Below are 26124 nucleotides of genomic sequence, written 5' to 3' on the forward strand. Positions count from 1 at the left end.
TCGGTGTGGGTCTCTCTGGCTCTCAGAGGTGGTCGGGTGCGTCGATGCCGAGCAGGGTCAGGCCGCCGGCCAGCACCGTCCCGGCGGCTTCGGCGAGGGCGAGCCGGGCCCGGTGGGCGGCCGAGGGTTTCTCCTCGCCGATCGGGAGCACGGCGGGCAGCAGCGGCAGCACGGCATCGGCGACGGTGACGAGGTGCCGGGCGAGCCGGTCGGGCGCATGGTGGTCCGCGGCCTGGGCGAGGACGCGCGGATGGTCGGCGAGCGCGGTGAGCAGCGGCCGGGCGAGCGGGGTGCGGGCGGGGCCGGGCTCGGGTCCGAAGCCGAGATCGGCGGCGTTGCGCTGCAGGGCCCGGGTGCGGGCGTGGGCGTACCGGACACGGAAGAGCGGGTTGCTCTCCCGCTGGACGAGGTGCTCGGGCCCGATCCGTGGCCGGTCGTGCCCGGCGGGGTGCAGCAGCGCCCACCGCCCGGCGTCCCGCCCGAGCGCCAGCACACCGGCGGCGGGAACGGGCACCGGAACCGGCCGGACGACGACGCTCTCCACGTCGCCCGCATCGCCGGCACCGCCGACACCCGTCTTCGGATCACCGATCCGGACCTGCAGCACCTCGGACCACTCCCGCGGCACCGGGCCGCCGCAGGACACATGGGCGTCCACGCCCTGGCTGCCCAGCAGCCGGGCCACGACGTCGGCGACGACAAGACCGCGCGGCTCGACGGAACACCGCACCACCACGCGGCGCACCTGCCGTCCCCGCTCCGGACCGTCGCCCTCGCCACCCCGCTCTGTGGTGGACCTCACATGCCCGTACCGCACCCCGTCGCGCAGCACGTCCGCGACGAGGCGGGCGGAGCCGTTCTCGGCTTCCGCATCGTCCAGGCTGATGTTGAGGAACCCGGGCCCGGTGACGACGACGTCCCGGATCCCGTCGAAGGCCATCAAGTGCTCGCGCAGCACCCGGGCGACGTGCTGCGGAGGCTGCCCCGCGGGCCGGGCGAGCCGCAGGGCGATGGTGGTGGCGTAGTCACCGCACCCGCCGGGTCCGGGCGGAGTGACGACCGCACGCTCCGGGACGTGCACGCTCAGCTCTCCCCCGTCGACAGCGCGACGTACCGCGCGCAGCACGGTACGGGAGAGCTCGACGGGGGTCACGGTGACAAGCGTAGACAACGAGACAGGCGGGCAGGGGCCTCGATCCGCCCCGGTATCGCCATGTGGACGCCGCAGCACTCTGCGCGTACGCCCCCCGGCCCGGCGGCACGCTCAACCGCTGTTGCGCCCGGCCCGCTCCGCGTCCCCCGGCCCACCGGATGCCGTGGGCCCCGCCGGCCCCATCGGCCCCTTCCTCCTGCCGCCGCCCCTGCGCGCCGCGACCAGCCCCCGCACGATCCGCACCAACTCGGCCGGCTCGAAGGGCTTGGCGACAAAGGCGTCGACCCCGGCCCCGAGCCCCGCCTCGACCTCCCGCTGTGTGCAGGCGCTCACGATCGCCAGCGGCAGATCCCGCGTGCGCGGGTCGGCACGCAGCCGCGCAGCCGTGGACAGCCCGTCCAGCCGGGGCATCACCACGTCCAGCGTGATGGCGTCCGGCCGCACCCGGTGCACGACGTCAAGACACTCGACCCCGTCGGCCGCGGTCACCACCTCGAGCCCCTCCAGCTCGAGATTGACCCTGATCAGCTGCCGGATGACCTTGTTGTCGTCCACAACAAGCACCCGACCCGAAGCGCCTGGCACACCTCGAGAGTAGGTCCGCACCGGCCACCGCGTCCGGGTTTTCCCCACTTCCGCACCGTCCGGGCGACGGCCCGCAGGCGGGGCGGCGCCCGCTCGACAGACGCCCTCCCCGGAAAACGTTCATGAGCACCCTCTCGGAGCTGGTAGTGTTCTACTCGTCGCCGCGCAGAGAGCACGACGAACACCAGCCCCCGTAGCTCAGGGGATAGAGCAACGGCCTCCGGAGCCGTGTGCGCAGGTTCGAATCCTGCCGGGGGCACTCCGTGTGACGTGCCTGAAGACCCCGTGACCAGCGAGAACGCTGAGTGCGGGGTCTTGTTGCGTGTGCAGCCGTAGGCAGCCTTGAGCAGCCCTGAGGCGCGGTCTGTGGACTATTCGTGGACAGGATCTTGAGGCGTCCGCGCTGGTCAGCCCCAGCAAACAGCGAGGCCCCCGGACAAGTCCAGGGGCCCGAAGCAGCATCGGCCGCGCTCACTCGTACTCGCGCAACAGCTCTTCGATCTTCCGATTGGCGATCTCCTGCCGCCCGTCGATGCACTTGGCGTAGCGGCTCAGCAAGACCTCGACGCTGTTGCCCGCCCGCTCGGCGACCTCCGTGGGGTCGACTCCCGCGTTGAGCCATGTCGACAGCGCCGAGTGCCGGAGGTCGTACGGCCGGGCAGCGAGCGGGGAGGCAACCACGGCCGGCGGGAGCGCCAGCGTCCGCGCTTCCTGCCAGACGCGGTAGTACGTCGAGGAGCCGACCACTCCCCCGCGCTCGTTGGTGAACAGGCGTCCGTCGTCGGCGGTGCCGAAGGTGTCGAGGTGCTGCCGGAGGATGCCGACGAGCTGGGGCGGGATCGGCACGAGCCGGACCTCTTCGGCCGGCCGGTTCTTCAAACCGCGATCGTCGTGGGTCTCGCCGGAGTCCGTCCACTGCTTGCCGACGCTGGGGCGTGTCCGGTTCAGCAGGACCGTTCCCCAACCGGTCTCCGGCAGCTTCAGATCCGCTCGGGTGAGGCCGACGGCCTCAGCAGGGCGCAGAGCGCCGTAGTACATGCAGGCGAACAGACCGACGAGCCGACGGCCACGCGCCCGCCTGTAGCCGCCGACGTACGAGACCGCAGTCAGCAGAGACCGAGCCTGCTCCGGATTAGCGACCACCCGAGGATCGACCTCCTGGGCCACCTTCGGTTTCTGCCAGCGAATCCCAGTGATCGGGTGCTCTTTGAACTCCCCGAGGTCCACCGCATAGTGCAAGGCGTTGACGAGCGTCCGGCGCTTACGCCGGACGGTTTCCGCGGCTGCCGCCGTTCCGTCGAGCTTCAGCTTGAGCGAGTCCAGCACTGCCCTGCCTATCGCGGCGTCGCCGAGGTCCGAGAGGGGGCGAGAGGCCTTGGAAACCCAGTGCAGGGCGGTCGCGATCTCCGTCGGTAATTCGCGATCACCTGGCCCGGGAAGGACGAATGCCCAATTTCGCAGCGCCGTCCTGATGAGGTCATCGGAGGGCCGCCCCGGACGGTCATCGAGCAGAGCCATGGTCACCGCAGTGAGCGACTCGTTGATCCCGGCTCGCGTGTTCGGAGCGGCGTGCGGCCACTTCATGGCGAGGTACTTCAGGGCGAAGTCGTACCAGGTGGTCGAGGGTTTCTTCTCTGCCATCGAGTCCGGCAGGCCGGTGACCGTGTCGAACTCCTCACCGTCACGGGCGGCGCGCAGCAGCTTGGCCCGGAAGTGATCTGCAAGTCCCTTGGTCCGGAATTGCTCTGAGAAAACGCGACCCGAAACCGTCCATCTGACGTCATATGACGGCTTCTGTGTGTTCCTCTTCCGAACGCCCCAGACCTTGACGTCGAGTGACTTCATGCGGCAGTTCGCTCCTGGGCATTGAGCCATGCGATGAAGTCACTCCGCCAGACCCGCAGTTCTCCGTTCGGCAACTTGAATGCCTGAGGCGCTTGGCCCAACTCGCGCCAGCGGTAGAAGGTCCGACGCGAGATGCCCTTCAGTTCGGCACAGACCTCTCGAACGGTCATCAGCTCGTCTTTCACGTCAACGCTCCTTCCTGACTGAGTTGGTCGTGCAGGGCTTCGCGGGCGGTTTCGCGGTTGAGCTGGAGGTCACGGGCGATGGTGGCGGCGAGGACGGATTCACCGGGGGTGTGGCCGTGGCCGGCGTACTGCCAGTCGGCCAGGACCAGGACGGTGTCCGGCTCGATGTCGTCAAGGCCGAGGGCGGCGTGTTCCTGGGCGGCGCGGTAGTCGGCGCGGGCCTGGCGCAGTGCGCCGAGGGTGGTGGAGTAGCGGCGGGACTTGGTGGAGAAGTGGCCGCGGAAGCCGAGCATGTGCGCCCAGGCCCACAGGCGCCGGTCCGGATACAGAGGGTCGAGCGTCTTGCAGGCTTCGATCAGGCGGCGGGTGTGGTCGGGGACGCCGTGGCGTTCGAGCTCGGCGAGTTCGCCGATGCGTCGGTCGAGGGTGCCGGTGCTCTCGGCGGCTTTGGTGGCGTACTTGGCGACGTAGGAGGCGACGGCCTGTTCGGTGATCTCGGAGCCGTCGCCGAACGCCTTCACGGGCCGGATGTCGAGCTGGGTGCCCCAGCGGAAGGTGCGGGCCGGTTGGTCGGCGGCGGCCGGGACGGAGACCGAGGTGTATCTGTGCGCGGCGGCGGCGCGAATCGCGTCGGCGAGCAGGCCGGTGGTGGCCCAGGACGGAGGCGGGGTGTCCGGGCCGTCGGGTCCGTCGAGGCGGATCACGGCGTGGAAGTGCACGGCGCCGCGCTTTTGGAACTCGGCGACCTTGCCGTAGGAGACGCGGCAGACCTCTTTGAGTTCGCGTTGGGTGATGCCGGCGCGGGCGGCGATCTCACGGCGGAGGCGATTGGTGAAGCGCATCCACAGCTGTCCGGCGTGGTTGTTGAACAGTACGGCGCCCGCGTAGTCGTACGTGGTCGGGTCCAGGGCGGTGCCCAGGGCGGGATCGTCCGGGGTGTGGCGGGTGCCGCAGCGGCAGGCGCCGTGGTCGGGCCGGTTGTGGACCGGGCCGAAGGAAGGGGCGGTGAGGGTGGCGAAGACGCGGGGGTGGTCACGGACGGTGGCGGGGATGTCGTGGCGGTCGTCGCCTGCGAGGCCGGCGCGGATGAGGTGGTAGGTGTCGCCCGCGTAGGTCCAGGCGCAGGCCGGGCAGCGGGAGGCGCGGCGGTTGCCGCAGGCGATGCGGAGCCGTCCGCCCGGCTCGTTCTCGGTGGTGTAGTGGTGCAGTACCTGACCGGTGGTCTTGTCCTTGTGCAGCACCCAGCCACGCAGGTGGATCGGGTCGGCGCAGCCGCCGGTGCGGCGGATCTGCTCGTGCCAGCGGTGGTAGTCGTCGGCCGAGGCCACCCTCAGCAGGTCGCCGAGGGTGACCGGATCCAGGCCCGCGAAGGTCGCGGTGTCAGGCACGGGCACCCTCCCGGTCCCGGCGGGCGGGAGCGGTGCCGGTGCCGTGGCAGGCCGGGCAGTCGACGGTGATGGTGTGCAGGTGGCCGTGCGAGTCGCGGCCGCCGAGGGTGATGGCGACCGTGGCAAAGCCGTCGCAGGCCGGGCAGATTCTCGGCGCGGGCGGGGTGGGTTGGGTCATGATGGTGGTTCCTTTCGACTGCGGTTGGAGGGAACGGCCCCGGGTGGCGGCGTGCTTGGCGGCTTGTGCGCCACCCGGCGGCCGGTCAGCGAGGAAGGCGCGTGCCCCGGCGGCCACGTCCTTTGGCCGCGTACATGGCCGCATCGGCGGCGGCGAGCGCATCGGTCAGCGTGCGTACCGGCAGCTCGGCGACGCGGCAGGCACCGACCGAGGCAGCCAGCGGCAGCGGCACGCCCTGGTGGTTCAGCGGCTGGTGAAGGGCGGCGATCAGCGCATCCAGGTCGGCGGCGTCCAGGTTCCGGACGACGGCGACGAATTCGTCCCCGCCCAGGCGTCCGGCGGTGCCGTGACGGCCGCACCAGGTGCGCAGCCGGTGAGCGGTGGCGACGAGGGCGGCGTCCCCGGCAGCGTGGCCGTGGGTGTCGTTGAGGGTCTTGAAGTGGTCGAGGTCGACCAGGAGCACGGCGGCCTGCGGGTGCCGGCGGATGATGTGTTCGGCGCGAGCGGCCCATCCGGCGCGGGTGTGCAGGCCGGTGAGCGGGTCGCGGCGGGCCGAGGCAAGACGGCGGGTGAGGATGCTCCCGTGCACGGCCCAGCCGACTAACGGCACCAGGGCGGCAGCTATGTGCGGATCCATGAGTGTTCCTTTCGATGCTGGCGGTTGGCGGAGCGTGGTCCTGGGTGGCGGCGTGCTTGGCGGCTTGTGCGCCACCCGGTGACCGGTCAGCGGCGGTGCTGGGCAGAGGCGAGCGAGCGGATGACCAGGGCGCAGACGGCGACCGAGGCGGCGGTGACGGCGACGGCCAGGAGCAGGGAGACCAGGACAGTGCCGACGACCAGGACCAGGGCGGTGCCGCCGCCGACCAGGGCCAGCGCGGTGCCGGGGGTCAGCTGCACGACCGGCCGGGACGGCACCGGGGCCGGGGCCGCGGCCGGGGTGACAGCGGTCGGGGGCTGCTCGACGGCGGTCGACTCGACGACAGCGGGCAGGGTGGCCGTGCTGGTGGGCTGAGGCATGGCCGGGAGCTTCGGGCGGAGCATGAGCGGGTCTCCTTACTTGACGAAGGGGTCGACGACCGAGGCCAGGAGGCTGTCGGCGATGAGGTAGCCGCCGAGCAGCAGCACCAGGACCAGCCACAGCGGCGGGCGGACGAGCTTGACGCCGAGGACTCCGACGACCAGCAGGGCGAACCAGAGCGGGACCTCCACGGTGGCCTCCTAGCGGGCCTTGCAGCGGTGGGTGCGGGCGGCGAGCTGGGCGGCGGACTGGGAGGAGTAGTCGGCGGACCAGCCGCAGCCGTCGGCGCTGCACACGGCGGTGTGCTTGGTGGTGCCGTTGCGGTCGCGGTGGGTGCCGATCTGCACCGGGCCGATCCGCATCAAGGAGTGGAAGAAGTCACGGGCGGGCATGAGGAGTTGTCTCCTTTCGGGTCAGGCGAGCTGGGCGGCGATGGCGTCGGCCAGGTGCGGCGGGACGCCGAGGCGGGCGCGCAGGGTGTCGGTGTCGATCGGTGATCCGGTGCGGGCGCGGTGGTCGTCGGCGACCTTGCGGGCGTGGTCGACCAGCGCGGCCGGGACCGGCACCGCCGGGGGCGTGGGGGGAGCCGGGTCGGCAACCGGGAGGGCCGGAGTTTCCTCGGGCTCCGGGACCGCGACGGGTTCGGGCGCCGGGTCCGGCTCGGCGACTGCGGCCGGTTCGGGCTCGGCCTCAGGCACGGGGTCTGGGTCCGGGGCGGCGGATGCCAGCGAGGTCGGGGAGCGGTGCGCGGGTGAGTGGGCGAGCAGGGTGCCGCCCATGAAGGCCAAGGCGGGCCAAGCGGCGACGAGGATGCGCAGCCAGGCCGGGACGTCGTCCAGGTTGAGCAGTCCGGCGGTGGCGACGTTGGCGCCGAGCGAGGCGATCAGGGCGATGAGGAACCAGCACCAGGCCAGCCGGGACGGCCCGTCGGTGCGCAGCCGTCGCCAGGCGGCGACCAGGAGCAGATCCACGCTGACCGGGTAGGCCCAGGCTTTCCACCCGTCCTGTCCGGCAGCGGCGGCCAGGTCGTGCAGGTGGGCGAAGGAGAGGGCACCGGCGATCACGGCCTGGACCAGAACGGCGTCCAGTCGCAGGGTCGAGCGGAGCATGGGGTGTCCTCCTTCCGGGCTCAGGCGGTGGCCGGGGCGGACTTGGCCGCCGGGGCGGAAGCCGGTGCGAGGGCGTCGAGCTCGGGCCGGAACGGGGCCAGGTCGGGCAGGTCCGGGGTCAGGTCGGCGTGCCGGTTGCAGGCGTTCACGGCCTTGCGCAGCGAGGTGTGCGGGGTGCGGATGCGAGCCCATCCGCCGGTGGAGTCACCGGCCACGGCGACGCCGGGGGTGTCGGGTGATATCTGGACCGCAGCCAGCACGGCGTCCGGGGCGATGTCGCCGAAGGCCATGTTCGCCGAGGACTCGTCGTTGACCCGGTGCGCGGTGCGGCCGGTGAGCTGGGCGCGGAGCATGGTGATGCCCTTGCCGAGTTCGGAGCCGAAGCGCTGCCCGCAGATCTCCAGATAGATGCCGGCGGCGCGGCCGAGCTGGGCGAGCCGGGCCAGGGCGGTGATGATCCGGTCCCGGCGCTTCTCCTCCTCCTTGGTGTTGAACAGGGCCAGCTCGGCGACCTCGTCGACGAGCACCACGATCGGCACCGGGCGCAGGTCCTCGGGCAGGTCCCAGATGTCGGCGGCGATCTCCGCATCCGGTATGTCGGCGGCGATGCGCTGCTCGGCGCGGATGAGCTGATAGACGTCCTCCATGTGCGCCACCAGCGCATCCAGGAGTTCGGCGGCGGTGTCGGGGTTGTCGGCGAGCGCGGAGAAGCGGCGGGCCAGCGGGTACAGCTCCACACCCTGCTTGCAGTCGATGCCGACCAGGGCCACCGGCTGAGCGGCCAGCTCGGTGACCAGGTTGCGCTGGTAGACGGACTTGCCGGACTTCGTCGCGCCCAGGGTCAGCGCGTGCGGGACGGTGCGGTAGTCGCGGTAGTGCACCTCGCCGTCCTCCCGCAGGGCGACGGGAATGCGCGTCGGCGTGCGCTCCAGCTTGGCCGGCATCTGCACCCGCTTGAGCACGTCGTAGCCGGTCATTCGCAACTCGACCACTCCGGAGCGCAGTTCACGGGAGGTGATGCCGTACATCCCGAACGAGTGACGCAACCGGTCACACGAGGCGGCCACATCGAAGGCGTCCTGGCCGGGCCGCAGCTTGATCCGTAAGACGAGGCCGGTCCGGGTCGGACGTACCCGCAGGATGCGCGGGGCCCGCGGCTCGGGAACGGGCCGGTTGATCAACCGGGCGAGGGCGAGACGCCACCGAGGGGGCGGAACGGTCAGCCCGCAGGCGTCCATGACCGAGCCGTAGCGGATCAGGACCCGCAGCGCGGCGAGGGTGACTCCGAAGGTCAGCCAGTACCAGGCGGGGCGCCGCCACCGCAGGAGACCCGCAGCAGCGACGACCAGTACCAGGGCAACGATCAGCCACGTCATGGCTCAGACCGCCTTCGGCTTCGCGGCGGTGTCGGCCAGCGAGGTGACCGCGACCGCGCGGAAGGCGATGCCGTGCCGCTTCTGGCCGTTGAACTCGGTCTCCCACGGCCGGGCGATCAGACCGGTCAGCGCAACCGGGGTGCCCATGGCCAGGTCACCGGAGATGCCGGTTTCCGGGACGGTAAGAGACAGGATCTCCACCTCGTCGTTGGCCGCGAACATCACGTCGACCGTCATCAGCTTGGCGCCGGTCTCGGCGTCAATGGCGATCTCACCGGTACTGCGGTCGCGGACCTTGGGCTGCGGGGCCTTGGCGACCATCACGGTCGCGCCGGAGGTGTCGACGGGGATCTGACGCATGAGTTGCGCTCCTAGAGTCGATGAACCTGACGCACTTAGTACGTCATCTGAACTTGAGACTGCACCTGTACTACTTGGTGTGTCAAGTGGGTTGTTCTCGACTGCTGTCCGAGAGGTGTGCTGCACTAGGTACGACAACCACGGAGAGGGGCTATGGCCGACTTCACTGCCGGGCGTGCCGCGTACTTGCAGATTGCCGACGAGTTCAAGCGCAGGATCCGGGACGGGGAACTCGCGCCGGGGGACAAGCTGCCCTCAGAGGCACAGCTGATGGCGGAGCACGGCGTGTCCCGCACCGTGGCCCGGCAGGCGATCTCCCGACTCCGCGAGGACGGCTACGCGATCTCCCACCAGGGCAAGGGCAGCTTTGCCACGCTGCCCGGCGAGGGCACCCCGGCGAAGCGGAGCCCGGAGTTCGAGCAGATCACCGAGTACCTGTCGGAGGTTCGCCGGGACGTGCGCCGTCTCGCCGAACGGATGGACCGGCTTGAGGAACTGGTGCGACAGCAGGCCGGAGGACAGTGATCAACACGTCCATGCGGCGCGCCAGTTCGCCCACCTCATCACCCAGTTCTCTCACCTGGTCGATCAGTTCCAGCCGTTCTAACGGGGTCAGCGCCACGACAGCCCCTTCGTCGCACTCTCGGCCTGACAGCTCTTCGGGTTGTCAGCAACGCTAGGACCGGCCCGGCTCACTACCCCGGAAAATCTCTCCGGGGTTCAGCGAACGGACAGGGGGACGCTCTTCCCATGCGAGGAATGACGACGAACCTGACGATCGGTGAGCGGGTCGCTTGGTACCGCCGCCGGCGCGGCATGTCCCAGGAAGTCCTGGCCGGTCTGGTGGGCCGTACGGTCGACTGGCTGAGCAAGGCCGAGAACAACCGGCTGGAGCTGGACCGGCTGTCGGTCATCAAGTCCCTGGCCGACGCGTTAGACGTGACCCTTGGCGATCTGCTCGCCGAGCCGACCCTGATGGAGTGGACGGCCGACAGCGGGACCCGTACGGTGCCGGCGCTTCGGTCGGCGCTGATGAACTACCGGCAGCTCACCCCGCTTCTGGGTGTGACCACCGAAGGCGAACCGACACCTCTCGACGAGCTGAAGAACAGCGTGGCCGAAGTCTGGGACGCCTACCAGGATTCCCGGTACGGGTTCGCGACCCGGCGTCTTCCCCTCGTACTGGCCGATGCGCTCATCACAGCCCAGGCGCAGACGGGCCGGGACCGCGAGCGCGCCCACGAGCTGATGGCGATGACCTACCAGAGCGCCGCCATGGTGCTGACCAAGGTTGGCGAAACCGACCTCGCATGGATCGCGGCGGACCGCGGGCTGGCCGCAGCTCAGCAGTCCGACAACATGGCCGTCACCGGGTCGCTCTTCCGCTCCGTGGCTCACTGCCTCCTGTCCAACGGCCGCTTCGATGCCGCCGTTCAGTTGGTCAGCGACGCAGCCGACTACCTTCGTCCAGCGCTCAGGAACGCCAGCGCGGAGTTCCTGTCGATCTACGGGACTCTCTTCCTGGCGGGGTCGATGGCCGCCGCGCGCGCCGATGACCGCGCCACCACTCGCGCATTCCTCGCCGAGGCGGAGCAGGCAGCCCAGCGCCTGGGACGCGACGCCAACCACATGTGGACCGCGTTCGGTCCCACGAACGTCGCGATTCACCGAGTCGCCACGGCGGCGGAACTGGGAGACATGCAGGTGGCCATGGATCTTGGCCCACAGATCGACACCAGCGGTCTGCCCATTGAGCGGCGGGCGCGTCACAACCTCGAAGTGGCTCGAGCCCTCAGTGCGCACAACCGGACGGACGACGCCCTGTCGATGATCCTTGAAGCCGAGCGGTGGGCACCGGAGCAGGTCCGCAGCCACTACCTCGCCCGGGAGCTTGTCCTCAGCTGGGTGCGGAACCAGCGCGGCCGGCCGAGTCGGCCCCTGGCAGAACTTGCCGACCGGCTGCATGTCGTCTGAGGTGGGTACGCTCGGCCGCATGGCAGCGAGCGAGCACGAAGCGAAGATGGCGCATCCGCGCATGGCAGCGGGTGCGCTTTTCTTTGACGCCGACGGGCGGGTCCTCATGGTGCAGCCCACCTACAAGGACTACTGGGACATCCCCGGCGGCTACGTCGAAGTGGGGGAATCGCCGCTCCAGGCCGCCGTTCGTGAGGTGCGAGAAGAGCTGGGCATCACTCCGCCCCTGGTGCGCTTGCTGGCCATCGACTGGGCACCGAACGACGCCGAGGGCGACAAGGTGCTGTACCTCTTCGACGGCGGGCAGCTCACACCGGAGGCCCAGGCCGAGGTGAGCTTGCAGGCGGACGAACTGAGAAGCTTCGCATTCGTGGCCCCGGACGAGGTGGCCCAGCGGACGATTCCCCGCCTGGCGCGGCGGATCCTTGCCGCGATCGAGGCCCGAGCATCAGGGACCGCACCGGTCTATCTCGAACATGGACGGCGGCCAGACGGCATTGCCGCATAGCGGCATGGAGGAAGCCGACATGGCCTGAGCCTAGCGCGGTGGAAGTTTCTCTACGTTCATCAAGGGCTCGCTTCGCTCGCTCGTCCGGCGGCCAACGGCGCTCTTCGACCACCGTCACCCGGCCGCCGGACACTCTGCCCAAGCACATCAACGGCTGCTCTGGCCCGCACGCCACCGCCACCACGATCCGGCCTTGAGAGAGGAAAAACACCGCAGCAGCCAGACCCCAACGCCTCGCTTCCGGAGCCACCACGCACCCTTTCCACCCGGTTGCCTACACCCATAGGTCGGTCGGATCGAACCGAGGGCCGCACCAAGCGCGGCGGCGCCGGCCGGTCGCCGCCGCGCCGCCTCCCTGTCTTCGCCACCGGCCGCACGCCGCCGCCCGCCCGGCACCGCACACAGCGGCCACACTCCAACACGGGCACGGGAGCGAACAGTGCCCCCAGCAGTGCAGGTCAAAGACGCTTTGTGTTCCCGCAAAAGGCCGGATCGTGGTGACAGTGGCATGCAGGCCGACGCTGCCAGATGCGCGGGCGTTCGTACGCCCCCGCCGATCCCACGCCAGGTCGCCGACCGGACGGCGAGTGCAGCCATGAGAAGGGAGAACCCCGCCGTGGCCGGGCCGGTCGGCTCCGAGACTTTAGGCAGCCACTTTGGGGCGAGCCTCTCAGATCATGGCCCAAGATCGGGCATTAGCGGGCAGGTCCACAAGCCTGCCCGATTCGCGGGCCAGCGTAATGGGCCATGATCACTCGCCCCAAAGCAGCTCCCGCCCAAAGTCTCAGAGCCGACCTCTCGCCGCGGTCAACTTCCCGTTGACGCGGGACGGCATGGAAGGAGAATGCGGGATAACCGATTACGGCTAATCCGCATAAAGCTGCGGATCAGAAGGTAACCGCGCCCCACACGTGCCCGATCGAGCGGAAAACCACAGGAGAATACCAGGCAGCCACAGTAGCCCGACACAAAAACGGCCCCGACCGAACAACCAGGTCAGGGGCCGCTCTCATAGCTCACAGAGCGGAGACAGCGGGGTTTGAACCCACGGCGGTGCCACCACCACGGCGGTTTTCCTGCCTGCCGAAATCTCCATCTCGGCTTTTCCATGCCCTTCGGGCTTCAACTCCAGAGGAACCCTTCCCGTTTGGAGGGGGCTGTGGCCTGCGTCGATGATGCCCGATGCGCGACGGCGAGCGCCAGCCACTCCGTTTCCGTGTGTCGCGCGTCACACTCTCGTTGATCATGGGTTTGACCTGCACAGACAGCTTGCGCGGCAAACGGCGTTCTGGGCACTCCAGGACTGAGTCCGGTTACGGGAAGTGTGGCCCGCCGACTCGTGATCCCCCCGATCGTCCTCAGGGCACACAGGCCGCATCCATGACGCCGGACCCTCAACCGACCGTACCGTCTCGTCCAAGTACCCGGTCAGCTCACCGTCTCGATCTGATGAGCAGTTTTACGGGCGCAAGGTCGTGGTTGCAGTACAGCAGCGGAGTACAGCAACCACCGCAGCCGCAACCACCCGCCAACAACCATCAACGGCCGACTGAGCAGTCCAACAGACCTCGATGACCACCCTACCGATAGTTCGCATCTAGAGGACCCGAGCAACGGCGCCCGTGGACTATCTGTGGACAAGTGATCGCCAACCGATCCGCTAGCGGCCGATAACCTGCGCACGCGTCCGAGACCGAAAGGCCCTCCGGAGCCGTGTGCGCAGGTTCGAATCCTGCCGGGGGCACACTGCGCAAGTGTGTCAAAGACCCCGTCACCAGCGAGTTCGCTGGGTGCGGGGTCTTCTTGCGCGTGCAGGCGGATGCCGCCGGGAGCAGCAGCGCGTTCCGCACGAGCACGAGTGCGGGGACGTTCCTCCCGCCGACCACCGCGAGCACAGTACGAGCGCAGCGCCCGCCGGAGAACGGCCGGGGCGGGGCGTCCGCGGACCGGCTTGACCAGCGCAGGCGGGACCGTGGCGAGGGCGTCGGTCATGCTGTCCCCCCTGTTTCGCCGACGCCTCCGCCCACCGGGCGTCGATGTACTTCAGCGCGAGCTCCAGCAGGGACAGGACCACCTTGCCCCCGCGCAGGGAGTCGGGGAGGCCGGTCACCGTGTCGAACGGCTCGCCCTGGCGGAGAAGCTCCGCGAGGCGTTCGGCCGTGTCGGGGGCCACCCGGCCCAGTTCGACGAAGCCGTGTCCAAAGGCGTTCAAATCCGCGCGCAGGTACGGAAAGTCTTTTTCCGAGCCTGCGCATACAAGGGCGTCCCGCAGTGCGGTGGTCGCGTTTCGGGCCGCGTACCGTCCGTCGCTGTCGAGAGGCGACCACGTGGTGGCATCACGCCCACTGGTCAGCTCGTCCCGCATCGGTGGTCGTCTCCTCAGAGAGCGCAACGACCGCCGCGTACGGCGTCGGGTACTGCTCGTCGAAGCGGTCGATCCTCGCCAGAAGCTCCGCGGAGGCCACCAGCGCGGTCGCGAGGGCGACCGGCCTCAGCGGGTTGGTCGCCGGCCGTCGCATCGGCGCGCGGAGCCACTGGTAGCGGTCGCCGGACAGCGGAATGGGGCCAGGCACTACGACGGCGGAGCCTTCACCGAGGTAGCGGTACGGCGGCGGGGAGGATGTTTCGCGCTCAAGGCAGTGCGTGAAGGTCTCGCGGCTCTGCGAGCCGAGGAAGAATCCGACGCGCTGCGCCTTGCGGTCGATGAGCGAAGGCCCGAACGGCAAGCCACTGCGCAGGATCCGGTCGAACATCTCCAGGCCGAGGCGCTGTTCCACGCTCACTACGTCGAAGAGGCGGCCCGTCGCCAGCAGGCAGGGCATCCGCGGGTCGTCCGCCCAAACCTGTAGGCACTGCGCCGGATCGTCCGCCGCCTGAGACAGCCATTCCATGCCCCGCCTGGTCATCCTCTGCACGTCGTCTCACCTTCAGTCGGACTGCGGCGGCCCCGATGCCGCCGTACGTCCAGACTCACGGTCCGGCCCGTGGCCGGGGCAGATGACGAGGGGTGACGGGGGATGACGCGTCCACGCACGGCACGGCATCCCCCGTCCTCCCCATTTCTTGCTGGCGATCTCCGGTTATTTCCTACACGGAGCGCTGACCAGCGCGTACAGTCAGTGACAGAATCCCTCGAGCTGTCGCACCGGCATGGTGCAGGGAGTGAAGAGCCGTCTTGAAGCCGACCAGTGTCCGCTTGCGTGAGGCTCGCACGAGCCGGGGTTGGAGTCAGCCACGACTGGTGAGGGAGCTTCGCCAGGTCGCCGCCCAGCGCGGCCATCAGCTCCCGTCGGATGCCAGCGTGAAGCGACGTATTGCCAGCTGGGAGAACGGGCACAGTACCCCGGACGTTTTCTACGGCCCGCTTCTGTGTGACGCTTTCGGCACCAGCGCGGTCGAGCTTGGATTGAGGCGCGGGGAGTCTAAGGACGTCGCTCTGCTCGATGCTGCCTATCCCGCCAGCCCGGATGATGCCATCCGGACGGTTGGCCAACTGTGGCGTGCTGATCTGAACCGGTACGACCCGTTGCTCACGGCGGAGCCGTCCGAGCCCGCGTGGAACGAGGCATCCCTTCGGTGGTTGGTTGCGCCCGAGCCGGGCATCCCGCGGCCGCGTACCGAGGGCGTCCGGGTCGGTCTCGGCGACGTGGCAGCCGTGAAGACCACGACGGACGTGTTCGCTCAGCTTGACGATCAGTTCGGCGGGGATCATGCGCGTCACTCGGTGATCCAGTACCTCAACAACGATGTGGCTCCGCTCCTGCGGGGCCGGTACACCGAGCAAGTGGGGCGAGTCCTGTTTTCTGCCGTGGCAGAAGCGACCCTCCTTGCCGGCTGGATGTCCTACGACGCCTGTCACCACGGGCTCGCCCAGCGGTACTTCCTCCAGGCCCTCCGGCTCGCCCAGGACGCCAACGACCGCCGACTCGCGGGCAGCATTCTGTCAGCGATGAGCCATCAGGCGACTTTTCTGGGGCGGTACACCCAGGCAGTTACTCTCGCCCGTGCCGCTCTCATGGGCATCTCTCCGGTAGCCACGCCGACATTGCGTGCACAGTTCCACGCGATGGAGGCCCGTGCCCTTGCGTGTACCGGCGACGTCGTTGCCTGCGAGGCTGCTCTGAGCGCGGCGACCAAGGCTCTCGAAGGCCGGAACAACGAGGACGAGCCGGAGTGGATCAGCTATTTCGACGAAGTCGAACTCGCCGCCGAGGCCGCCCACTGCTTCCGTGACGTCAACAGCGCCCGTCGGGCCGTCGCCTACGCCGAGAACGCCATGAGCGGCAGCCACGTGCGAAGCGACTTCTTCGCAACCATGGTCCTGGCCGACGCCCACTTACGGGCCGGCGATGTCGAGGAAGCATGCCGCGTAGCACTCGACACGCTGGATCTCGGAGAACAACTCAAGTCGGCGCGATGCATCAGCTACCTCGCGGAGTTCCGCCGAAACCTCAGCACGGTCGGCAAAAGCAGGCAGCGCGTGGGTTTGCAGAGCAGGCCCGCGAACACAGGTTGTGGATCGCCGCAGAGCAGTGGGGCTGACCAGGAAGTACCGGCCTCAGCAGAGGACGACCGCTCTCTCAGAAGGGGCTCCACTCCTCACGTCCCTCGCCCGTCCGCAGGGAGCGCACCCGCCGGGCGAACTCGGCGTCAGAACGCTCGCTCACGCCGATCTGGTGGCCGAGCCACGCCACCATCATCAGCTCTCGCAGGTCGGCCAGTGTCTCGTATCCGGGCCAGTTCATGAGGTCGAACCCGTACCGGTGGACGAACTCGGCGTACTGCGCTTGGGTGTGCCAGCCGTACCGGTCGTAGAAGAGCGCTGTCTGGATCAGGTCCCACTCACGCGGAGCGAGAGCGAATCCGTCGAGGTCGATGAGGACGGCATGACCATCCCGGTGGCGGAGGATGTTTCCGATACTGGCATCTCCGTGGATCATCCCGAAGGGAAGGACGAAGTCCAGTTGGTCGTACTCCTTGGCGAGCTTGGTCGCCCGTTCCTCCAGGAAGGACCGGTCCTCCTCGGAGACGGCATTCAGACCGTCCAGTGAGGCCGAGAGCTTGGCCATGGGATTGAAGTACGGAAGGCTCAGTGACGTGGGTTCCTCCAGCCAGTGCAGCCGGCGGAGCAAGTCGGCCAGCTCACCGACTGTCGCGTACTCCTCGCGCTCCTGAACGCTCTCCCAGAAGGTCACCACCAGGCCGCGCACGACGACGGGCTGAGCAATCCCGGCCGGCACCCGAGTGGCCGGAAAGTCGACCTTCTGCAGCCAACGGGCCACGCCTACGGCGCGCTCCATCTCCGGCAGCACACTGGGGTCACGAGCGATGCGGACAATGACCGGTAAGGACGCCAGCCGGTACACAGCATGGGAGCCGAGCCGCAGCAGCTCCGCCCCGTCGACATCCAGTCCAGCCGTCTCACAGGCCTCGCGCAGGACAGCTGCCACGCCCTCCGCCGTGAACACCGTACCGCCGCCGACCGGTTTCCCGCCGCTGCCCGAGATCATGCCTCCGACGATACGGCGCAGCCACACCCCTGGACAGGGCATCCCTGTCGAGACCGCCTGGATTCTCGTACGGCTGAGAAAGAACCCCGCGGAAGCGGACTACGCACTGGCGAGAGGCCGTGCGGTCCGGAGCGGCACCCCCGGGATCCATTTCGACGACTGGTCCTCGCTCCCTCCCCGCGAGAAGGAACGCCGCAGCTCCTGGCTCAGGCGGCACGGGCGCTCTCCGTTCCAACAACTGCAGATCAGCGAGCAGTTCCTCGTCCTCGCGGGCATCAGCGTGACCGACTGGGGTCCGCCGCCGACCGACGGACCGTCGACAACGGCCACCCAGCCACGCGCTTGAATCGGCCTCCCGCAGACACGCACCCCCACACCGACCGCTCGCGAGTACGTCGTGGCCTGGGGCGGATTCCGCGAGACGGGACCACGGGCGGCTTTGTCGCTCAGGTGCCTGATGGCGCTCTGCCGGGTCCTGAAGTCCGTCGGCACGCACGGAGTCCGGTCGCCGGCCGCTGCCGCGCACATGGCGGGGCCCGGGAGGCGTATCCAGCTCCCGGGCCCCTGGGGTGCCACCATGTGCGCTCGTCGGCGGTGTCGTTGAGCACGGATCAGGTGTCAGGCCGTCGCGTTCTACCGTTGAACTACCGCACCGTGCAGAGGTGCAGACGAGAGTCGAACTCGCATCCGACGGCGGTCGTCCGTGCCCGCCCCGTCCGGTGAGCGGCGGCGAATGCTGAAGCTGGGGCGAGAGTCTGAGCTTGGCCGCGGTCAGGATGTGTCCTGTGCCCGCGTCGGTCAGGCTGAACCTCAGTTTCAGCTTGCGCCCAGGGCGCGTTGCCGGTCCTCACCCGGCCCGCGCCTGTTGCGCACCCCCGCGCTCGCACGCGGGGGCGATCATGGGGTTCGCGGCGGTTCAGGCGAGCAGGTAGCCGAACACCGCGTCGCCGACGCGCTGGTCGACGACCTCCGTGCCGTTGGCCTCCTCCCGCGCGAACTTCACGGCCTGCTGGAGCTTCTCCACCCGCTCCAGCAGCTCGTTCACCCGTCGCGCGGGAAGCGCACCGGAGAAGCGCACGGTCGTCCAGTAGCCGATCGGCACGTCCTCGTAGTACACCTCGACCTGCGCCGGGTGCTTGTCCGTCGCCTCGGCCTTGACGTGGTTGCGGGGGACCTTCTTGGTGCGGATGGTGCGCACCGGCTCGGTCTTCCACCAGTCCGTGGAGGGGTCCAGGGACCAGGACTCGGCCGCGTCCAGCACGGGGAGCTTCTTGACGAAGGCGTGCAGTTCGGCGAGCTGCTTCTCCAGGAAGAGCAGGTGGCTGACCGGGACGTCGGTGAGGATGGTCCGGCCGTCCACCGTGACGTCGGCACGGGCCGCGCAGTTCGCCCAGTCCTTGGTGGCGACGACGTCGAACAGCCGGGTCAGCGACGTGGCCATGTCCCGCAGGACGTCCTCCGCCTTGACCTGCACCCGGGTGGACTCCGGCGGCAGCTGCTCGCCTTCCTCGTCCTTGGGCTGGTAGGTGCGCGAGATGCCGGCGAGCAGCGCGGGCTTCTGCACCTTGTGGTGGGCCGCGGTGATGTCCTGAAGAGCCTTGCTCTTCACGCCCTTCTCCACGGCGATGATCTGGTTGAGCTTGGTCACCGTCTCCCCCTTCGAACGCCTGAACAGTAGGTCGGCGGGGGACGGTGTGTCGCCTGATTTTTTTCGGCGCCTCGGCGCCTCTTCGTGGCGGGTTCGGAATCTGTGCGGGATGCCTTCGTCGTGCCGGGTGCGTGTGACGGGGTCGTTCGGCCGGTGACTGTCCGCGGTCATGCGGTGCGTTTGCGGGCCGCTGTCTTCTTCGGGCTGGTCGTGGTCTTCTTCGCTGCCGTCTTGCCGGTGCCGGTGCGGGCCGTCTTCTTCTCCTTCGACGGCTGCTTCTGCTGTGCCGTCCTGGACGCCGTCTTTCGGCTCGCGCCGGCGCCCGTGGTCTTCTTGGCCGTGGCCTTGTCCGTCTGTGCCGCCTTTCCGGTGCCCGCCTTGCCCGAGGCGGTGCGGGAGGCGGCCGTGCGGGAGGCGGCGCTCTTGCGGCGGGGCAGGTGCCTGACCTCGGCCTCCTCGGCCTCCTCGGCCTCCTCGTCCTCCCCGGCTTCCTCGCCGCCCTCGGCGGTCGCTTCGGTGCCCTCGTCCGTCTCGCCGACGGCCTCTCCCCGGGACTGTTTCGCGGCGCGCACGCTGTTCTCCAGGGCGGCCATCAGGTCGAGCACCTTGCCGCCGGTGGCCGGCTGCGGAGCCTCGGGGGGCGTCTCGCCGGAGGTCTTGGCGGCGATGACCTCCTCGAGCGCCTCGCGGTACTCGTCGTGCAGGTCGGCCAGGTCGACCTCGCCGAGGGTGTCCATCAGGGCGTCGGCGAGATCCAGTTCCTTGTCCCGGACCGAGACCTCGACGTCCGGGGCCGCGTCCTGGGGGGCGCGGATCTCGTCCGGCCACAGCAGGCCGTGCATGACGATGACGTCGTCGACGACGCGGAGCATGCCCAGGCGTTCCCGGCCGCGCAGGGCGAACTTGGCGATCGCCACCCGGTTGCTGCGTCTGAGCGCCTCGCGCAGCAGGGTGTAGGGCTTGGCGGCGGAGGCGCCGTTGGCGGCCAGGTAGTAGGCGTGCTCCAGCTGGAGCGGGTCGATCCGGTCGGCCGGGACGAAGGCCACGATGTCGATGGTCTTCGCGGTGGGCAGCGGCAGGTGGGCCAGGTCCTCGTCGGTGATCGGGACGATGGTGCCGTCCGCCTCCTCGTAGCCCTTGCCGATCTCGGCCTGGCTGACCTCGCGGTCCTCCAGTTCGCACACCTTGCGGTAGCGGATGCGTCCGCCGTCCTGCGTGTGGATCTGGCGGAAGGAGACGGAGTGGCTCTCGGTGGCGTTCACCAGCTTGATCGGGATGCTGACCAGGCCGAACGAGATGGCGCCGTTCCATATGGATCGCACGTGCAGCACCTTCCGCGGTCGTCGTGGTTTGCGTTGATTGTCGGTATGAAAGGCGATACGCGCCGAGTGCGTGGTTTTCTTATCGTATGGCGCCGATCACAGAGGTGGAGGGGCGACGGCTCGCGCTCAGCAACCTGGACAAGGTGCTGTATCCGGCCACCGGGTTCACCAAGGGCGAGGTGCTGCACTACTACGCGACGGTCGCCGACGTCCTGCTCCCCCATCTGCGTGACCGGCCGCTGTCCTTCCTGCGCTATCCGGACGGGCCGGACGGGCAGGTCTTCTTCGTCAAGAACGTGCCGCCCGGTACGCCCGCGTGGGTGAGGACCGCCGAGGTGCCCCGGTCGGAGGGGCCGGCCCGGATGGTGGTGGTGCAGGACCTGCCCAGCCTGATGTGGGCGGCCAACCAGGTCACCGAGTTCCACACCCCGCAGTGGCTGATCGACGCTCCGGGCGAGGCGGACCGGCTGGTGTTCGACCTGGATCCGGGGCCGCCGGCGACCGTGGTCGACTGCTGCCGGGTGGCACTGTGGCTGCGGGAGCGCCTGGCCGAGGACGGGGTCGAGGCGTACGCGAAGACGTCGGGTTCCAAGGGGCTGCATCTGCTGGCCGCGGTGCGCGGGGCGTCCAGCGAGGACACCTCCCGGTACGCCAAACAGCTGGCCATGGAGGCGGAGCAGGCCATGCCGCGGCTGGTGCTGCACCGGATGACCCGCAGTCTGCGGCCGGGGAAGGTGTTCGTGGACTGGAGCCAGAACGCGGCCCGGAAGACCACCGCGGCGCCCTACACCCTGCGGGCGCGGCCCGAGCCGACCGTGTCGGCGCCGGTGACCTGGGAGGAGATCGAGGAGTGCCGGGCTCCGGAGCGGCTGGTGTTCCGGGCACCCGACATCGCTCCGCGGGTGCAGGACCACGGTGATCTGCTCGCACCGCTGCTCGATCCACGGCACGCCGCCGAGCTGCCGTGAGCGATCCGCGGCACGCCGCCGAGCCGCCCTGGAACGTCCGCGACACGCCGCCGAGCCGCCCTGGAACGTCCGCGGCAGACGGCCGAGCCGCCCTGGGAGGGCGCCCTGCCCCGGCCGCCGCGGGGCGCGGTCACACCTTCTTCCAGGTGTGCCGGTCCCGTGCCAGGGCGTACAGGGCCTCCACATCGGCCGGTTTCAGTACGCCGCCCAGGCGGGCCAGGCCCGGCAGGTCCCGGTCCCGCAGCACCCGGACGCCCCGGGCCGGCGCCGCCGACGCCACCTCGGCCGGGCCGACCAGCACCAATACGGGGTGGACCTCGGCGGTCAGCGCATAGGAGGCACGGTCGGCCACGGACCGGACCCGGCGCAGCAGCGGCTCGGGGGCACGGCGGCCGAGGATCACCGTCGGGCCGACGACCCGGACGCGCTGCCTGCGCGCGTAGACGGCGTGCAGGGCGAACAGGCCGCCCGGGCCGATCGTCAGGTGGTGGACGCGGTCGCCGCCGGGCAGCGGTATCGAGTGGACGGTGCGCCAGCCTGCGCCCTCCAGGCGGTCCAGCTCACCCCCGGCCGTCTGCTCGGCGGTGAGCGCGCGGCGGCGCGGGTCGGGACGGAGGCGGCGGGCGGGGCCGGGCCGCCGTTCGAGAGCGATCAGCAGGGCCTCGCCGGGGCGGTTGGGGGCCAGGTCGTCGTCCGGGTGGAGACCGAGCCGGGCCAGGTCGGCGGGCGTCGGCACGGGCGGCGGCCCGACGGCGACCGTGCCGGCGAGGAAGGGATCGAGCGCCTGCAGCACCCGGTCGTGCTCGTCCTCGCGGAGCAGGTGGACGCGGCCGGCCTCGCGGTCGTACCAGGCGACCGTGGAGCCGTCGGGTCTGCAGACGCAGAGACGTTCCTGTCCGTGGTACCGGCGGGGCAGAACGCGCAGCCCGCCGGGGCCGGGCGGCTCGTTCCTGCGACGCGGTCCGGTCATGCGGATCACCCCCTGTGCCATGGGAACAGGCGGAGCGCTCCCGCGGCAAGAACGGGGACGGAGTCGTCCGCCATGCGACGGCACCGGCGAGCCGCGACGACCGGAGCCCCGGACGGGCGTGCGGCGTGGGCACGCGGTGCACCGGGGGCGTATTCCCCTTCCCGGCCGGCCCTACCCCCGCGCACACGACACCGGGGCTGACGCCGGTTCAGGTGACAGCCTCGCCGACGGCGCGGTGTCGCGGGCATCCGACGACTGGCGCTCCTAATGTGGCGTTGGTCAGATTTGTCCGCTATAGCGGGCGTCATCGCCACAGGTGGAGGTTCTCCATGTCCCTGCGTTCCCCGCTCGCCCGGCTGGCCCTGGCGGCCGCCTCCGGTGCGCTGTTGACCACGGCACTCGTAGCGCCCGCGGTCGCCGGCGACGACCAGGACGGCACCGCGGCCGCCGCCCCGGGTGCCACCCCGGCCGGCACGCGGCAGCCCGCGTCGGGCGAGCCGGACGCGAGCAAGCCGTCCGCCGGCACGGTCACCGCGGCCCCGGGTACGCCGAGCGCGGCTCCCGGTACGCCCGGTGCGACCCCTGGCACCCCCACAGCGACCCCGTCCGCACAGTCGACCCCGTCCGCACAGTCGACTCCGTCGGCGCAGCCGAGCCCGTCCGCCACGGAGGCCGGGCAGCCCGCCGCCCAGGGCAAGGAACAGACCACCGTCGCCGAGGCCCCGCTGCCCGGCACCGGTGCGCAGGATCCGACGTTCTACCGCGGCCGGGTCACCGCGCGCGGCGGGCTCGCCCTGCGCAACGGCCCCGACCGCAAGAGCACGGTGGTCCGGGTCGTCCCGCAGGGGCACGAGGTGTGGATCCACTGCAAGACCAACGGTGAGGAGGTCGACGGCAACCGCCTGTGGTACCTCCTCGTCGACGGCACCTGGGCCTGGGGTTCGGCCCGCTACATCGAGAACGTCGGGCCGGCGCCCCGCTGGTGCTGACGCCGGGCACACGCGTCGCCGCGGCGGATCGGGCCGCGCCGGCCACCGCCCGTCTCCCTCGACGCCGGGGCGTCGAACTCGCCCTGCTCGTCGTGGCCGTCCTGCTGTCCGTCTACGGCTACTGCGCGGTCGGCCTGGCCAAGTACGGCACCGTCCCGCCCGGCGCCGCCGGTTACGGCGCCGGGCTGGGCGGACTGGCCCTGCTCGCGCACTGCGCGGTCCGGCTGCGGGCGCCCTACGCCGATCCGCTGCCGCTGCCCATCGGGGTGCTGCTCAACGGGCTGGGCCTGGTGCTGATCTACCGGCTGGACCTGGAGACGCCCGGCGAGAGCGCGGCGCCGGCCCAGCTGGTGTGGTCCACGCTGGGCGTGGCCCTGTTCACCCTGGTCGTGCTGGTGCTGCGCGACCACCGGTGGCTGCAGCGCTACTGCTACCTGTGGGGCGCCACCGCGCTCGCCCTGCTCACGCTGCCGATCCTGTTCCCCGCGATCAACGGCGCCCGGATCTGGATCCGGCTGGGCGGGCTGTCCATCCAGCCGGGCGAGTTCGCGAAGGTGCTGCTGGCGGTGTTCTTCGCCGCGTATCTCGCCGACCACCGCAACGCGCTGGCGTACACCGGCCGCCAGGTGTGGCGGCTGCAGCTGCCCACCGGGCGGGTGCTGGGGCCGGTGGTGGCGATCTGGCTGCTGAGCGTGGGTGTGCTGGTGCTGGAGCGGGATCTGGGCACCTCGCTGCTGTTCTTCGGGTTGTTCGTGGTGATGCTGTACGTCGCCACGGGCCGCACCGGCTGGATCGCGGTCGGGCTGCTGCTGGCCGCGGCCGGGGCGGTCGCCGTGGGCTGGCTGGAACCGCACGTGCACAGCCGGGTGCAGGAGTGGCTGCACCCGTTCGCGTCCATCGAGGCGGGCCGGGGGCCGGGGCAGGTGGCGCAGTCGCTGTTCTCGTTCGCCGCCGGCGGGGTGCTCGGCACCGGGCTGGGCCTCGGCCACTCGATCCTGGTCGGGTTCGCCGCCAAGTCCGACTTCATCCTGGCCACGGCCGGGGAGGAGCTGGGGCTGGCCGGGCTGTCGGCGGTGTTCCTGCTGTACGCGCTGCTGGTGGAGCGCGGTCTCCGGGCGGGGCTGGTGCTGCGGGACCCCTTCGGGCGGCTGCTCGCGGTGGGACTGGCGGCGATCGTGGCGCTGCAGGTGTTCGTCATCGCGGGCGGGGTGACCGGACTGATCCCGCTGACCGGCATGGCGATGCCGTTCCTCGCCCAGGGCGGCTCGTCGGTCGTGACCAACTGGACGATCGTGGCCCTGCTGATCCGGGTGAGCCATGTGGCCCGCCGGCAGTACGACGGGAGACCGGCGCCGTGATGGGGCAGGGGCCCGTCCGGGCCGTCCCCGGCGCCGGGCGGATCCAAGCCGTCGGCGGCGCCGGGCGGATCCGGGCCGGCGCACCGGTGGCGACGGCGGGGGCGCACCGGGAGGGCGGACGGTGACCCGGTACATCCGGCGGGCGGCCGCGTTCTGTGCGCTGCTGCTGGTGGCCCTGCTGGTGAACACCGCCCGGCTGCAGGTGCTCCAGGCGCCCGCCTACGGCGGCAACCCGGCCAACCGCCGCCCCGCGATCGCCCGGTACGAGCGGCCGCGCGGCGAGATCCTGGTCGGGGGACTGCCGGTCACCGGCTCCCGGGACACCGGCGAGCAGTTGCGCTACGAACGCACCTACACCGAGGGACCGTTGTACGCGCCGGTCACCGGGTTCGCCTCGCAGCGGTACGGCACGACGTTCCTGGAGCACGCCGAGGACGCGGTGCTGTCGGGGACGGATCCGATGCTGGCCTCGTTCCCGCTGTTCGCCGGCGCCGGCCGCTCCCGGCGGACCGGCGGTGACGTGGTGACGACCATCGACCCGGCGGCGCAGCGGGCCGCGTTCGCCGCGCTGGGCCCGCGCAAGGGCGCGGTCGCGGCGGTCGAGCCGGCGACGGGCCGGATCCTGGCGCTGGTGTCCACACCGTCCTACGACCCGGCCGAGCTGTCCGGGAACGGGCCCGCGGTGGCGGCGGCCTGGGCCCGGCTGACCTCCGACCCCGATCAGCCGCTGCTCAACCGGGCGGTGCGGCGGACGTACCCGCCGGGTTCGACCTTCAAGGTGGTCACCGCGGCGGCGGCACTGGAGTCGGGCGTGGTGACCGACCCGGACGCGCGGACCGACTCTCCGGACCCCTACCGGCTGCCCGGCAGCACCACACGGCTGGTCAACGAGGGCGAGGGATGCCGTGACGCCTCTCTGCGCCAGGCCTTCACCTTCTCGTGCAACACGGTCTTCGCGAAGCTGGGCGTGGACGTGGGCGCCACGGTGATGCGGGAGACGGCGGAACGGTTCGGCTTCAACGAGTCCGGGCTGCGCATCCCGTTCTGGGTGGCGCGGAGCACGTTCGACGCCACCGAGGACCGGGCGCAGCTGGCGCTGTCGTCGATCGGGCAGTTCAACACGCGGGCCACGCCGCTGCAGATGGCGATGGTGGCGGCGGCGGTGGCGGGCGGCGGGCAGGTGCCCGCGCCGTATCTGGTGGAGCGGATCACCCGGCCCGGCGGCGCGGTGGTGGCGACGGCCGGGTCCCGTCCGCTGCGGCAGGTGATGAGCCCGGCGACCGCGGCGCGGCTGCGGGAGCTGATGTACGACGTGGTCGCCGAGGGCACCGGGCGCAACGCGGCGATCCCGGGGGCGGTCGTGGGCGGCAAGACGGGCACCGCGCAGCACGGTGTGGGCAACTCGGGGACGCCCTACGCCTGGTTCATCTCCTGGGCGCAGGGCGCGCGGGACGTGGTGCCGCGGGTGGCGGTCGCCGTGGTGGTGGAGGACGCCTCCGCGCGGCGCGGGGACATCAGCGGCGGCGGCACGGCGGCTCCGGTGGCCCGCGCGGTGATGGAGGCGGTGCTGCGCACACCGCCGGCGCGGTGACGTGGTGCGGGTGACGTCACCGCGCCGGACCCACGGGCCGCGGAGGGCGGGAGGGCGCGGCCGCACGGACCGGAGCACACCGGGCCGGG

26 protein-coding genes, 1 tRNA gene and 2 pseudogenes are annotated in these 26124 nt (G+C 70.6%); 10 read left to right on the plus strand and 19 right to left on the minus strand.

What is annotated here, in order from left to right:
* Nucleotides 1-22 precede the first annotated feature (22 nt).
* Nucleotides 23-1153, minus strand: coding sequence for an ArgS-related anticodon-binding protein NrtL (nrtL, locus tag OG899_RS07785; RefSeq protein WP_125497036.1), 1131 nt, complete (start codon nucleotides 1151-1153; stop codon nucleotides 23-25).
* A 111-nt stretch (nucleotides 1154-1264) separates the two neighbouring features.
* A complete protein-coding gene (locus OG899_RS07790; protein WP_125497035.1) occupies nucleotides 1265-1786 on the minus strand; it encodes a response regulator in 522 nt (173 codons plus the stop codon).
* A gap of 139 nt (nucleotides 1787-1925) precedes the next feature.
* On the opposite strand from OG899_RS07790, the gene OG899_RS07795 reads away from it, so the two are divergent.
* Nucleotides 1926-1997: transfer RNA gene (locus tag OG899_RS07795), tRNA-Arg, on the plus strand.
* Nucleotides 1998-2209: 212 nt separating this feature from the next.
* On the opposite strand, the gene OG899_RS07800 is transcribed toward OG899_RS07795, so the two are convergent.
* From OG899_RS07800 to OG899_RS07850, 11 genes are all read right to left on the minus strand, one after another.
* A complete protein-coding gene (locus OG899_RS07800; protein ID WP_406310953.1) occupies nucleotides 2210-3583 on the minus strand; it encodes a tyrosine-type recombinase/integrase in 1374 nt (457 codons plus the stop codon).
* Nucleotides 3580-3753 carry an AlpA family transcriptional regulator gene (locus tag OG899_RS07805; RefSeq protein WP_301478383.1) on the minus strand — a complete coding sequence of 58 codons (174 nt, stop codon included), beginning with the start codon at nucleotides 3751-3753 and terminating at the stop codon, nucleotides 3580-3582. The genes OG899_RS07800 and OG899_RS07805 overlap by 4 nt, the downstream gene beginning before the upstream one ends.
* 11 nt (nucleotides 3754-3764) lie before the next feature.
* Nucleotides 3765-5156, minus strand: coding sequence for a replication initiator protein RepSA (gene repSA / locus OG899_RS07810; RefSeq protein ID WP_406310954.1), 1392 nt, complete (start codon nucleotides 5154-5156; stop codon nucleotides 3765-3767).
* Entirely contained in the window at nucleotides 5149-5334 is a 186-nt protein-coding gene (locus OG899_RS07815) for a hypothetical protein (protein WP_301478373.1), read from the minus strand. Before OG899_RS07815 ends, repSA begins: the two co-directional genes overlap by 8 nt.
* Nucleotides 5335-5419: 85 nt before the next feature.
* Nucleotides 5420-5971 (minus strand): GGDEF domain-containing protein, encoded by a 552-nt coding sequence (locus OG899_RS07820; RefSeq protein ID WP_067397213.1) that lies wholly within the window; start codon nucleotides 5969-5971, stop codon nucleotides 5420-5422.
* Nucleotides 5972-6057: 86 nt separating this feature from the next.
* Nucleotides 6058-6375 carry a SpdD-like protein gene (locus tag OG899_RS07825; protein ID WP_406310955.1) on the minus strand — a complete coding sequence of 106 codons (318 nt, stop codon included), beginning with the start codon at nucleotides 6373-6375 and terminating at the stop codon, nucleotides 6058-6060.
* A 12-nt stretch (nucleotides 6376-6387) separates the two neighbouring features.
* Nucleotides 6388-6543, minus strand: a complete 156-nt coding sequence (locus OG899_RS07830) for a hypothetical protein (protein ID WP_107470448.1) — start codon at nucleotides 6541-6543, stop codon at nucleotides 6388-6390.
* A 9-nt stretch (nucleotides 6544-6552) separates the two neighbouring features.
* Nucleotides 6553-6744: a mobile element transfer protein gene (locus tag OG899_RS07835; protein ID WP_067397215.1), complete on the minus strand. Its 192-nt coding sequence runs from the start codon at nucleotides 6742-6744 to the stop codon at nucleotides 6553-6555.
* 21 nt (nucleotides 6745-6765) lie between these two features.
* Nucleotides 6766-7461 carry a DUF2637 domain-containing protein gene (locus OG899_RS07840; RefSeq protein ID WP_406310956.1) on the minus strand — a complete coding sequence of 232 codons (696 nt, stop codon included), beginning with the start codon at nucleotides 7459-7461 and terminating at the stop codon, nucleotides 6766-6768.
* 20 nt (nucleotides 7462-7481) lie between these two features.
* Nucleotides 7482-8837 carry an FtsK/SpoIIIE domain-containing protein gene (locus tag OG899_RS07845; protein ID WP_406310957.1) on the minus strand — a complete coding sequence of 452 codons (1356 nt, stop codon included), beginning with the start codon at nucleotides 8835-8837 and terminating at the stop codon, nucleotides 7482-7484.
* Between the two features lie 3 nt (nucleotides 8838-8840).
* On the minus strand, nucleotides 8841-9197 hold the full coding sequence (locus OG899_RS07850; RefSeq protein ID WP_406310958.1) for a hypothetical protein: 357 nt from the start codon (nucleotides 9195-9197) through the stop codon (nucleotides 8841-8843).
* 153 nt (nucleotides 9198-9350) lie between these two features.
* Here OG899_RS07850 and OG899_RS07855 point away from each other — a divergent pair, with 153 nt between their 5' ends.
* The 3 genes from OG899_RS07855 to OG899_RS07865 all read left to right on the plus strand — a co-directional run bounded on the left by OG899_RS07855 (nucleotide 9351) and on the right by OG899_RS07865 (nucleotide 11679).
* A complete protein-coding gene (locus OG899_RS07855; protein ID WP_067397219.1) occupies nucleotides 9351-9722 on the plus strand; it encodes a winged helix-turn-helix domain-containing protein in 372 nt (123 codons plus the stop codon).
* Nucleotides 9723-9956: 234 nt separating this feature from the next.
* Entirely contained in the window at nucleotides 9957-11171 is a 1215-nt protein-coding gene (locus OG899_RS07860; protein WP_067400637.1) for a helix-turn-helix domain-containing protein, read from the plus strand.
* 19 nt (nucleotides 11172-11190) lie between these two features.
* Nucleotides 11191-11679: an NUDIX domain-containing protein gene (locus OG899_RS07865; RefSeq protein ID WP_406310959.1), complete on the plus strand. Its 489-nt coding sequence runs from the start codon at nucleotides 11191-11193 to the stop codon at nucleotides 11677-11679.
* A gap of 2131 nt (nucleotides 11680-13810) precedes the next feature.
* On the opposite strand, the pseudogene OG899_RS07870 reads toward OG899_RS07865, so the two are convergent.
* Together OG899_RS07870 and OG899_RS07875 are read right to left on the minus strand one after the other, a co-directional pair.
* A pseudogene (locus OG899_RS07870) lies at nucleotides 13811-14044 on the minus strand (hypothetical protein); the annotation flags it as partial.
* On the minus strand, nucleotides 14016-14594 hold the full coding sequence (locus tag OG899_RS07875) for a bifunctional DNA primase/polymerase (RefSeq protein ID WP_229814109.1): 579 nt from the start codon (nucleotides 14592-14594) through the stop codon (nucleotides 14016-14018). The gene OG899_RS07875 and the pseudogene OG899_RS07870, both read right to left, overlap by 29 nt.
* Nucleotides 14595-14980: 386 nt before the next feature.
* On the opposite strand from OG899_RS07875, the pseudogene OG899_RS07880 reads away from it, so the two are divergent.
* A pseudogene (locus tag OG899_RS07880) lies at nucleotides 14981-16221 on the plus strand (hypothetical protein).
* Nucleotides 16222-16259: 38 nt separating this feature from the next.
* On the opposite strand, the gene OG899_RS07885 reads toward OG899_RS07880, so the two are convergent.
* Nucleotides 16260-17189: a phosphotransferase family protein gene (locus OG899_RS07885; protein ID WP_406310960.1), complete on the minus strand. Its 930-nt coding sequence runs from the start codon at nucleotides 17187-17189 to the stop codon at nucleotides 16260-16262.
* Between OG899_RS07885 and OG899_RS07890 the strand changes: the two genes are divergently transcribed.
* On the plus strand, nucleotides 17188-17535 hold the full coding sequence (locus OG899_RS07890) for a hypothetical protein (RefSeq protein ID WP_125497032.1): 348 nt from the start codon (nucleotides 17188-17190) through the stop codon (nucleotides 17533-17535). The two genes, OG899_RS07885 and OG899_RS07890, sit on opposite strands and share 2 nt — an antisense overlap.
* A 570-nt stretch (nucleotides 17536-18105) precedes the next feature.
* On the opposite strand, the gene OG899_RS07895 is transcribed toward OG899_RS07890, so the two are convergent.
* A complete protein-coding gene (locus OG899_RS07895) occupies nucleotides 18106-18837 on the minus strand; it encodes a hypothetical protein (protein WP_125497031.1) in 732 nt (243 codons plus the stop codon).
* Nucleotides 18838-19004: 167 nt separating this feature from the next.
* Nucleotides 19005-20159, minus strand: a complete 1155-nt coding sequence (locus OG899_RS07900) for a Ku protein (RefSeq protein ID WP_125497030.1) — start codon at nucleotides 20157-20159, stop codon at nucleotides 19005-19007.
* A gap of 86 nt (nucleotides 20160-20245) precedes the next feature.
* Here OG899_RS07900 and ligD point away from each other — a divergent pair, with 86 nt between their 5' ends.
* The gene (gene ligD / locus OG899_RS07905) at nucleotides 20246-21127 is read left to right on the plus strand and encodes a non-homologous end-joining DNA ligase (RefSeq protein ID WP_125497029.1); all 882 of its coding nucleotides are present in this window, start codon (nucleotides 20246-20248) and stop codon (nucleotides 21125-21127) included.
* A gap of 130 nt (nucleotides 21128-21257) precedes the next feature.
* On the opposite strand, the gene OG899_RS07910 is transcribed toward ligD, so the two are convergent.
* Nucleotides 21258-22097 (minus strand): NERD domain-containing protein, encoded by an 840-nt coding sequence (locus OG899_RS07910; RefSeq protein WP_125497028.1) that lies wholly within the window; start codon nucleotides 22095-22097, stop codon nucleotides 21258-21260.
* Between the two features lie 329 nt (nucleotides 22098-22426).
* Between OG899_RS07910 and OG899_RS07915 the strand changes: the two genes are divergently transcribed.
* The 3 genes from OG899_RS07915 to OG899_RS07925 all read left to right on the plus strand — a co-directional run bounded on the left by OG899_RS07915 (nucleotide 22427) and on the right by OG899_RS07925 (nucleotide 26035).
* A complete protein-coding gene (locus tag OG899_RS07915) occupies nucleotides 22427-23086 on the plus strand; it encodes an SH3 domain-containing protein (protein ID WP_125497027.1) in 660 nt (219 codons plus the stop codon).
* Entirely contained in the window at nucleotides 23083-24444 is a 1362-nt protein-coding gene (locus OG899_RS07920) for an FtsW/RodA/SpoVE family cell cycle protein (protein WP_168132339.1), read from the plus strand. Before OG899_RS07915 ends, OG899_RS07920 begins: the two co-directional genes overlap by 4 nt.
* A gap of 121 nt (nucleotides 24445-24565) precedes the next feature.
* Entirely contained in the window at nucleotides 24566-26035 is a 1470-nt protein-coding gene (locus tag OG899_RS07925) for a penicillin-binding transpeptidase domain-containing protein (protein ID WP_406310961.1), read from the plus strand.
* Nucleotides 26036-26124 lie beyond the last annotated feature (89 nt).

Origin of the sequence: Streptomyces thermoviolaceus, from assembly GCF_045209695.1 — a bacterium.
GTDB lineage: Bacteria > Actinomycetota > Actinomycetes > Streptomycetales > Streptomycetaceae > Streptomyces > Streptomyces thermoviolaceus.

Coding starts and splice junctions, on each gene's coding strand:
- OG899_RS07800 (WP_406310953.1), bottom strand. CDS start 3,583: ATGAAGTCACTCGACGTCAAGGTCTGGGGCGTTCGGAAGAGGAACACA.
- ligD (WP_125497029.1), top strand. CDS start 20,246: ATGGCGCCGATCACAGAGGTGGAGGGGCGACGGCTCGCGCTCAGCAAC.
- OG899_RS07815 (WP_301478373.1), bottom strand. CDS start 5,334: ATGACCCAACCCACCCCGCCCGCGCCGAGAATCTGCCCGGCCTGCGAC.
- OG899_RS07910 (WP_125497028.1), bottom strand. CDS start 22,097: ATGACCGGACCGCGTCGCAGGAACGAGCCGCCCGGCCCCGGCGGGCTG.
- OG899_RS07850 (WP_406310958.1), bottom strand. CDS start 9,197: ATGCGTCAGATCCCCGTCGACACCTCCGGCGCGACCGTGATGGTCGCC.
- OG899_RS07855 (WP_067397219.1), top strand. CDS start 9,351: ATGGCCGACTTCACTGCCGGGCGTGCCGCGTACTTGCAGATTGCCGAC.
- OG899_RS07835 (WP_067397215.1), bottom strand. CDS start 6,744: ATGCCCGCCCGTGACTTCTTCCACTCCTTGATGCGGATCGGCCCGGTG.
- OG899_RS07860 (WP_067400637.1), top strand. CDS start 9,957: ATGACGACGAACCTGACGATCGGTGAGCGGGTCGCTTGGTACCGCCGC.
- OG899_RS07825 (WP_406310955.1), bottom strand. CDS start 6,375: ATGCTCCGCCCGAAGCTCCCGGCCATGCCTCAGCCCACCAGCACGGCC.
- OG899_RS07865 (WP_406310959.1), top strand. CDS start 11,191: ATGGCAGCGAGCGAGCACGAAGCGAAGATGGCGCATCCGCGCATGGCA.
- OG899_RS07915 (WP_125497027.1), top strand. CDS start 22,427: ATGTCCCTGCGTTCCCCGCTCGCCCGGCTGGCCCTGGCGGCCGCCTCC.
- OG899_RS07845 (WP_406310957.1), bottom strand. CDS start 8,837: ATGACGTGGCTGATCGTTGCCCTGGTACTGGTCGTCGCTGCTGCGGGT.
- OG899_RS07890 (WP_125497032.1), top strand. CDS start 17,188: ATGCCTCCGACGATACGGCGCAGCCACACCCCTGGACAGGGCATCCCT.
- OG899_RS07840 (WP_406310956.1), bottom strand. CDS start 7,461: ATGCTCCGCTCGACCCTGCGACTGGACGCCGTTCTGGTCCAGGCCGTG.
- OG899_RS07820 (WP_067397213.1), bottom strand. CDS start 5,971: ATGGATCCGCACATAGCTGCCGCCCTGGTGCCGTTAGTCGGCTGGGCC.
- OG899_RS07805 (WP_301478383.1), bottom strand. CDS start 3,753: ATGACCGTTCGAGAGGTCTGTGCCGAACTGAAGGGCATCTCGCGTCGG.
- OG899_RS07885 (WP_406310960.1), bottom strand. CDS start 17,189: ATGATCTCGGGCAGCGGCGGGAAACCGGTCGGCGGCGGTACGGTGTTC.